Origin of the sequence: Pseudomonas rossensis (genome assembly GCF_039888995.1) — a bacterium.
GTDB classification, from domain to species: Bacteria; Pseudomonadota; Gammaproteobacteria; order Pseudomonadales; family Pseudomonadaceae; genus Aquipseudomonas; species Aquipseudomonas rossensis.
Genome location: NZ_JBBWCB010000356.1, coordinates 1 through 299, shown reverse-complemented (window position 1 = coordinate 299; position 299 = coordinate 1). Strand labels below are relative to the sequence as shown.

Below are 299 nucleotides of genomic sequence, written 5' to 3'. Positions count from 1 at the left end.
GCGTAATGGCCGTATTGACCGCCGCCTCCAAGGCTGCTGGGCGCACTTCGCCCGCAGCAGGCGCCAGCGTTGACCAGCGCAGATCCTGCTGCTCGAGGTGACACAGAAATCGTGAAATCCGATTGCGCTGCTCCCGGGAAAGGGGTGTGGGCAGTTGCGCCATCACGGCTTGGTGTTCGGGCCACGCTGGCATCAGTTGGACCCGACCGGAAGGCCCCTGCAGAGCCAAGTTGAAGGCGTGGTTAATGGCCGCGCGCGTGCTTGTGTGGAGTCCGTGTTGCGTAATGGCCGTATTGACC

General features: G+C 63.2%; 1 protein-coding gene. It reads right to left on the bottom strand.

Features of this window, described 5'->3' with window-relative positions:
* Positions 1-193 (bottom strand): hypothetical protein (locus WLY71_RS30860; RefSeq protein WP_347806602.1); only part of this gene is annotated, 193 nt, incomplete at its 3' end.
* Positions 194-299: the final 106 nt, after the last annotated feature.